This window comes from Gluconobacter sp. P1D12_c, assembly GCF_018812105.1.
GTDB classification, from domain to species: Bacteria; Pseudomonadota; Alphaproteobacteria; order Acetobacterales; family Acetobacteraceae; genus Gluconobacter; species Gluconobacter oxydans_A.
Genome location: NZ_JACSIQ010000031.1, coordinates 1 through 7,513, shown reverse-complemented (window position 1 = coordinate 7,513; position 7,513 = coordinate 1). Strand labels below are relative to the sequence as shown.

6 protein-coding genes and 1 pseudogene are annotated in these 7,513 nt (G+C 60.5%); 1 reads left to right on the top strand and 6 read right to left on the bottom strand.

Going from position 1 to position 7,513, the window contains the following annotated elements; genetic code table 11:
* Nucleotides 1–360, top strand: a 360-nt coding sequence (locus KP705_RS14905) for a hypothetical protein (RefSeq protein ID WP_215764731.1), incomplete at its 5' end; no start/stop codon positions are given.
* A 177-nt stretch (nucleotides 361–537) separates the two neighbouring features.
* Here KP705_RS14905 and KP705_RS14900 read toward each other — a convergent pair.
* The 6 genes and pseudogenes from KP705_RS14900 to KP705_RS14875 all read right to left on the bottom strand — a co-directional run bounded on the left by KP705_RS14900 (nucleotide 538) and on the right by KP705_RS14875 (nucleotide 7,303).
* Nucleotides 538–3,678: pseudogene (locus KP705_RS14900) on the bottom strand (error-prone DNA polymerase).
* 3 nt (nucleotides 3,679–3,681) lie between these two features.
* Nucleotides 3,682–3,939 carry a hypothetical protein gene (locus KP705_RS14895; protein ID WP_015074884.1) on the bottom strand — a complete coding sequence of 86 codons (258 nt, stop codon included), beginning with the start codon at nucleotides 3,937–3,939 and terminating at the stop codon, nucleotides 3,682–3,684.
* Nucleotides 3,915–5,420, bottom strand: coding sequence for a DNA polymerase Y family protein (locus KP705_RS14890; protein WP_080600659.1), 1,506 nt, complete (start codon nucleotides 5,418–5,420; stop codon nucleotides 3,915–3,917). Before KP705_RS14890 ends, KP705_RS14895 begins: the two co-directional genes overlap by 25 nt.
* On the bottom strand, nucleotides 5,329–6,120 hold the full coding sequence (locus KP705_RS14885; protein ID WP_015074886.1) for an ImuA family protein: 792 nt from the start codon (nucleotides 6,118–6,120) through the stop codon (nucleotides 5,329–5,331). Before KP705_RS14885 ends, KP705_RS14890 begins: the two co-directional genes overlap by 92 nt.
* Nucleotides 6,121–6,302: 182 nt before the next feature.
* A complete protein-coding gene (locus KP705_RS14880) occupies nucleotides 6,303–6,617 on the bottom strand; it encodes a hypothetical protein (protein ID WP_015074887.1) in 315 nt (104 codons plus the stop codon).
* Complete coding sequence (locus tag KP705_RS14875) at nucleotides 6,614–7,303, bottom strand: ParA family protein (protein ID WP_029495913.1); 690 nt, start codon at nucleotides 7,301–7,303, stop codon at nucleotides 6,614–6,616. The genes KP705_RS14880 and KP705_RS14875 overlap by 4 nt, the downstream gene beginning before the upstream one ends.
* Nucleotides 7,304–7,513 lie beyond the last annotated feature (210 nt).

Sequence of the window (7,513 nt, the reverse complement as noted above, 5' to 3'; positions counted from 1 at the left end):
ACCTTCCAGATACGGGACGAGCCATTGCTCAAGATCCGCTTGCCAGTCTTCTTCCAATACCAGCCTCCGTCAAAGCTGGCTCCCCATGAATCACGCAATCAGCAACATGGGAATCCTAAAAATCTTACTTCTGCCAAAGTAGTGCTAGACTGCCTTCGACTCTCCAAGGCCAAGATGGCTGACAGGTGTGCGATGGATATCCACATCGGGTATGACGCATCGAACGAAAAACTCGGGCACGCCGTCTTTGAGATGTTTCACCGCCCCTATCTCAAGCAAGCCGCTTTTGACGCGCAATGGTCGTATCTCGTGCAGGTGACGCCCTATCTCGAGCCAGCCATCCTCGACGCATGGTTTTAAGCATATTTCCCAAGGTGACTCGCTCTGATGCTGTCGAAAATGTCCGATTTTTGTAGCATATATCGCAAAGCAGACATTCCGTTTGCCCCCCCCATTGCTGCCCACACCTCCACAGGTTCAACATCAACAACGAGTTCTCTATTTTGAAAACAAGATCGTTCGAAGCTCTTATCTTTCCTACCGAAAGTCCCGTGCCTTCAGGAGCTCCGATCCCTGAAGTAACGGCGTACGGTCTTCCAGACTAAGCACAACGACATGAATCACCTCGCCTTCCTTCTGAAGCCGGCCCTTACAGGCCAGAAGACGGGACGCGAGAAGAGGACGGCGGTATTCCTCCTGCACGTCCTTTCAGACGATCAGATTGGCCGTGCCGGTTTCGTCTTCGATCGTGACGAACATGGTGCCGTTGGCCGTCCCTGGCCTTTGCCGCATCAACACCAATCCGGTGAGCTGGATCCGACGCCCATCCCGCAGATACGGGAGATCCCCGCAACGAACGATCCCTTCCTTTCGCAGGCCCTCCCGTAGAAACGCGATTGGGTGCCCGTTCAGGCTGAGTCCCGTCGCCCGATAATCCTCATGCACTGAGGCCCGCTCTGACATTAGTGGCAAGGAAATCTCCGGCTCGATTACTTCCGGTAGCGGAAAGTTCCGGCCCCGATCAGCCGCTTCGAACAACGGTAGAGCGGTATCCGCCAACCCTTTGATTGACCAGAGCGCAGCACGGCGCATTTGTCCAAACACCCGGAAAGCGTCTGCTTCCGCGAGACATTCCAGGGCCGAGACCGGCACATCCGCACGGCGCCAGACATCGTCAATGCTCTCATAGTCCGGCATCCGGGCTGCGATCAGGGCGGCCCCATGGCCGTTCGCCAACCCGCGCACCATCCTGAACCCCAGCCGGACCGCCGCGTGCCGTCCGTTCCGGCCGCGCTCCAGTGTGCAATCCCATCGGGAGGCGTTGATGCAGATCTGCCGGACCTCGACCCCATGCCGTTGCGCGTCCTGAACAATCTGCGAGGGGGCATAAAATCCCATCGGCTGAGAGTTCAGCAGGGCGGCACAGAACACATCCGGGTAATGGCACTTCATCCAGGCCGAGGCATAGGCAATCAGGGCAAACGAGGCGGCATGGCTTTCCGGAAAACCGTAACTGCCAAAACCTTCGAGCTGCGCGAAGGTCTGCTCGGCAAAGTCCTGCTCATACCCATTGTCCAGCATCCCGTTCACCAGTTTGTCCCGGAACGGCGACACGCCCCCGGTCATTTTGAACGTCGCCATCGCGCGGCGGAGCTGGTCGGCTTCGCCTGGCGTAAAGCCTGCGCAGTGGATCGCCACTTGCATGGCCTGCTCCTGGAACAGCGGGACACCCAGTGTTTTCCCCAGAATGCCGCGCAGGGTCTCGGACGGGTAGGTGACAGGCTCCAGTTTCTCTCTTCTGCGGAGATAGGGATGGACCATGTCCCCCTGGATCGGTCCCGGCCGGACGATCGCCACCTGAATGACCAGATCATAAAAGGTCCGGGGCTTCATGCGCGGCAGCATGGACATCTGCGCCCGGCTTTCGATCTGGAACGTGCCGAGCGTGTCCGCCTTCTGGATCATGCGATAGGTCTGCGGATCCTCGGCTGGGATCGAAGCGAGATCCATACGCGTCTGATACACGGTGTGCAGCAGCTCAAACCCGCGACGCAGACAGCCGAGCATTCCCAAGCCCAGAACGTCCACCTTCATGAAGCGCAGGACGTCGATGTCATCCTTATCCCAGACGATGATCTGCCTCTCGTCCATGGCGGTCGGCATCAGGGGGACGAGTTCATCCAGGCGATCCTCGGTCAGCACAAATCCGCCCGGATGGGTGCCGAGCTGGCGGGGAAAGCCCAGAAGCAGACGTGCGAGATGGAACGTCAGACTGAGCCGGCGATCCTTCAGGTTCAGGCCAAGATCGGCCGCACGCGCCTTGCACAGATCGGGATCGGCTAACGATGAGGCGATATGTTTTGAAAGCTGGCCGGTCAGATCTTCGGGCAAGCCCAGAACCTTACCCACTTCCCGTAAGGCGCCTTTGGGCTGATAGCGCTGCACCGTGGCGCACAGGGCGGCGCGATGGCGGCCGTAATGGCGGTAGATCCACTGGATGACTTCCTCACGGCGGTCGCTCTCGAAATCCACGTCAATATCCGGCGGTTCCTGCCGTTCGGCCGAGATGAACCGCTCGAACAGCAGGCCCGAGCGGACCGGGTCAATACTCGTGATTCCCAGGACATAGCAGACGGCCGAGTTCGCGGCAGATCCCCGCCCCTGACAGACAATGCCAAGCGAGCGGGCATGACGGACAATGGTGTTCACGGTCAGAAAATACGGCGCGTAGGCCAGAGAGCCGATCAGCCTCAGCTCGTGGGCAATCTGCGTCTCGACCTCAGGCGGTGCCCCGGCCGGGTAGCGACGCGGTAGCGCGGCCTGGACCAGGCGTGTCAGGGTCTCCTGCGCGCTTTCGCCCGTGCGCTCGGTTTCGGTCGGATACTGGTACGTCAGGTCATCGAGACTGAAGGCGCAGGCCTCGGCAATCCGCCGCGTGTTGGCCAGAGCGTCCGGAAAGGCGGCGAACAGGCGCGCCTGTTCTTCAGGGGCTTTCAGATGGCGATCGGCGTGAACGTGACGGCGGTTGCCAAGATCATCGACCGTGCAGCCTTCCCGGATGGCCGTGACCACGTCCTGAAGAACGTGCCGGCGCGCATCGTGGTAGAGAACATCTCCTGTCACAACGCAGGCCAGACCTTGGGCTGCACTGAACGCCGCGAGCGCGTGAAGCCGCGCCAGGTCTCCCGGCTGCCGGAGCATCGTCAGCGCAAGAAACCGGATTTCTTCTTCGCCTGCCCTTTGTCCCGGCAGATCCAGCAGGCTCTGAACGTGCCCGCGAAGCGCTGTCAGATCCTCGGGCGGCAACAAAATTAGGAGGAGGTCCGGGGCCGCTGCGACGAGATCCTCCCATCCCAGAAGGAACACGTCCCGCTCGCCCCGATGATGACCAAGGGTCAGGAGCTGGCACAAGCCCGCCCAGCCCGCACGGTTGCGGGGATAGGCCCGGAGCGCACTGCCATCGCGCAGAGTTAGACGACATCCCGGCAGAAGACGCAGACCGGCCTCACGCGCCGCCAGATGGGCGCGGATCACCCCGGCCACGGTGTTCCAGTCGGTCAGACCGATGGTGTCATACCCCAGGGCCTTCGCCTGGAAAATCAGTTCATCCGGCTGGCTGCCTGAGCGCAGGAACGAAAACGACGATGTCACCTGCAATTCGACATAAGGCGCGCTCATGGTTCAGCGCCTGTGCGGATGGGGGTGCCGGCTGCTGTCAGGCGCGTTGCTGGTGGGCGCGCGCATCACGACAAATCCGGAGCGTTCCAGATAGGCGACCAGACGCTCGGCCACGAGACGGGCCATCAGTTCGGCGGCGTCATGCGTCCGCCTGCGTCCGTCATAGCACAACGCGTGCATCAGGACTTCGGCCACGTCCGAGGTGCTGGCCGGGATCAGATCATCACGGGGCTCCATCAGAATACCCCCTGAAGAAACCACGCGCCTGACCCGGACCAGTCGTGGGTTCCGTCGCCTTTGCGAAACAGCCACAGGCGCAGGCCGGTCGTGGTCTCGACCTGCCAGTAGTCGCGGATCGCGCCGTAGCTTTCGGCCGCCTGCCACCACTCACCCAGCAGACGTTCGGGACCGTCGGCCGCCGCGATGCGATGCGTCTGCCGCTTCAGGACGAACTGGCGTGGCGCACCGTCCGGAAGCAGGGCAGTCACCTGCACCCGGACGGGCAGATCGAACAGGATGTTCGGCCGCGCCCAGAGCATCTGGCTCGCGAGAGGCGGTTTTGCCATGTCGTCTGGGGAAACGCGAGACTGCCCGTCTTCCGGCCAGGCGGAAAACCGGGGCGCGAGCTGGTGGACAGAAACAACCCCCGGACGGTTCAACAGCCGGTCGATCAGAGTGGCCGGGAGCGCGCGCTCCGAGGATGCCCCGACGTCCGGCAGGACAGAGCGTTCAGGCCCGGCTTCGAGCGGTTCGTTCGCGCTGACGGTCAGGATGACGGTTTCAATTCCAAACTCGGGCGCGATCTGCGGGATCTGGCCATTGAGCAGGCGCGTCAGACGTGTCACGTCAGCCGTCGGGTCAGACGTCCCCACGCGGACGGCCTGAATGGATCCGTCCACGCGCACACAGAGAAAGTCGAGTTGCCGCGCCCCCTCCCCGCGCGCCGCCAGCTTTTCGCAGACAACCGGCACGAGTGCGGCAATCACCGTGGCAATGGCGCCCGATGTGCTGATGGGTTCGACCAAAGACCGGGTCAGGGAAATCCGGTCCGCAGGTTGAAACACGCTGAGCGGGTTGGCCTGCCGTCCTAGAGCCTCATCGAGACAGGTGAGAAGCTGTGCCCCAAAGCGCTTGGCCAGAGGCGCGCGTGGCAGATCTGCAAGGGCGCCAATGGTATTGAGGCCGAGCCGGGTGAGGCTCGACAGTGTCTTTTCGGGTAGCGGTAGCGCTGTACAGGGCAAAGGATGCAGAGCCTGTTTCTGCTGACCGGGAGGCACGAGACAGATCCGGTCGATCCGCGAGCGGGCCAGAGCGCGTGAGGCAGCGGCCGTATCGCTTAGCGCCACAGAGCAGGAATGCCCCCTTGCCCTCAGGCGTTCCCTGACGAGATCCAGCATGGCCGCCTCACCCCCGTAAAGATGGGCGCATCCGGTGGTATCGCTGTAGAGACCGTCCGGAGCGTCGAACGCGGGCAGCGGCGACAACCAGATCAGCCAGGAGCACAGATCGGTCAGCGCGGCAGTCTGTGCTTCCGCGTCTTCTTCTGCCGTCAGAAGATCCGACACCAGGGAGCGGGCCTGTGCCAGCGGCATTCCGGGTGTCAGTCCGGCCGCGAGCGCAGCCGGACTGACACCGGTGACGGTGTGACGGTTATGTGCCAGCGCGTGCACAACGAGCGGCCTGTCGGTCGGAAAGTCTCCCGGGCGGGAGAGCTGGAGGCGCTCGGTGCGCCAGAAGGGCATCCAGAGAGCGAGAAAGCGGCGCATGATCGGTGCAGTCGAGGATCCAGTGAGCATGGCGGCCTCCCCTCACCCGCAACAGCGTGACAGAAAGGCGTCGGGAACCGGGACGCGGCATGGTCAGTCCCGGAAGCGTTTGAGGCGATGAAGGATGGGAGAGGACCCGCCACCGCGTGGCGCACGCACAGGGGTCTTTCCCAGGAGCTTGTGCGAGAGGCGCAGAGCGCAGGAAAAAGCCTGTGTTTCCGCTCGCCTCCACAGCCAGATTGAGGCGGCGGATTTCCTTGAGCGTTGGGACGTGACGTCCTGCGATCACGGCCATTGCGCGCTCTGGTCCGCGCAACACGTCCTCGGCGACCGACAGCAGGTTGGCCGGGTCCGTTTCAATGCAGACCAGATGTTCCAGTGAAACACCCGACTGATGCAGCCCGCAGGCGTTCAGTTCGGCAGGTGTGTCGCTGATCCAGAAGACCGGCCCCCTGCCCTCTTTCAGAATGGGCCCGAGCATCGCGAGACTGGCCCCCGTCTCCAGAGGATCGGAGATCAGAAAGTCATGCAGGCTACCCGTTTTGAGGCCACCGCCGAGATGGTCATCGACGGCAGAATGCCCGGTAGGCAGGGTGTCAGCATGGGAATGAGGAAGGCTTCGACGCTCCAGGCGTCGGACCTGCTCGCGCAGTCGCGTCACGGCGTCCGTTGTCATCTTTGTTCTCCTCGACGAGAACATAAAGAGAACAAAAGGAGGCTTAAGGCAAGATCAATCTTTTTGCCGAGCGCCACCTGTGAAAGCCGAGAGTAACGGAATTATCCATAGTCTTGCTAGAACAGAGTGCATGAATGTGCATGCTACCAGTTGCATGCAGTGCTACCGGTAGCATGCCATTTTTAGACTTTTGCGCGGTCCATCAGTTCCCGAATGCCTTCCCAGTAGGCAAGACGGTTCGCATCACAAAACTCAATGAACCTTTCAGCTACGTCTTCTGGAACTCTGGTGTTTATCGTCACAGTCGGTCCAACCGACTTCTTCCTGCGAGGAACCAATCGCGCGCCCGCTTCGCGGCTTGTAAATCCAGCGCTACGCCCCGCCTGATCAATGCGCTCAAGATCATCGCGGCCTAATGCGCTTGGTTCACGCGGTGTTATCGCAGCCAATCTTGAAGTGACTTTTTTCGGTTTGAAGCCGAACGCGTCGTCGTTCATGCGGAGATTTCCTCGGTGTCTGATGTCTCGACGAATGATGAGATAAGTTCTTCCGCTACGGCTTCCGCGTTCCTCAGTGCTTCTGGCAAACCATTAACATCTGTCGGGTCCAACTCTTGAAGGGCCAGTCGCCTTACGAAGATCGCCTTGTAAGCCTGACGCTCGTTGAGCGCGTTTGCAAATAGCGGCAATTCTGCCTGTTTCAAGCCCGCGAGTATCTCGCGCTCAATGCGCGTTTTTATCACCGGGCTGGTACGAGTGAGAATGATGCGGAATGGAATCTCGTGACCGCGTAGAGCCTCTTCTTCTTCGTGGATTAGGTCGATGGCGCGGCTTGCCTGGCGTGCATCGACGCCGCTAGCTTGGAGCGGCACTACTACGAGATCGGCATGGCTAATCGCGCGGGAGACGAGACGGCTGGCTGTTCCTTCCAGATCAACAAAGACGAACTGCTTTTGACGGGCAGCCTCGACGATTTGACGGATAACGGTTCCTTCCTTCACCTCGGAAATCACTTCGAAATCAGCCTGTGAGTTACCCGTGCGCCAATCGGCAATCGGCTTATTAGGATCGGCGTCGATTACGGTGACGCTTGCTCCCATTGCTGTCAGGGTCTGTGCCATCACGAGAGTGAAGGTACTCTTACCGGCGCCCCCTTTTGGGTTGGCTGTAACAATTACTGGCATCAGAACTCCTAGCGGCAACGCATATAATATTGGTTGCATGTCGTGCTGTTGAATGCTTCTAGTAGCACTGCATGCAACCGGTTGCAACGCAACCAACTGCATGCACAGTAAATTTTCTGCTGCCAGAAAACAGCGGAATAATGCCAGATTATCGGGGATTTCGTGGATGAAGGAAGGCTAGTCAAAATGATTGCTACCGGTAGCAATCGG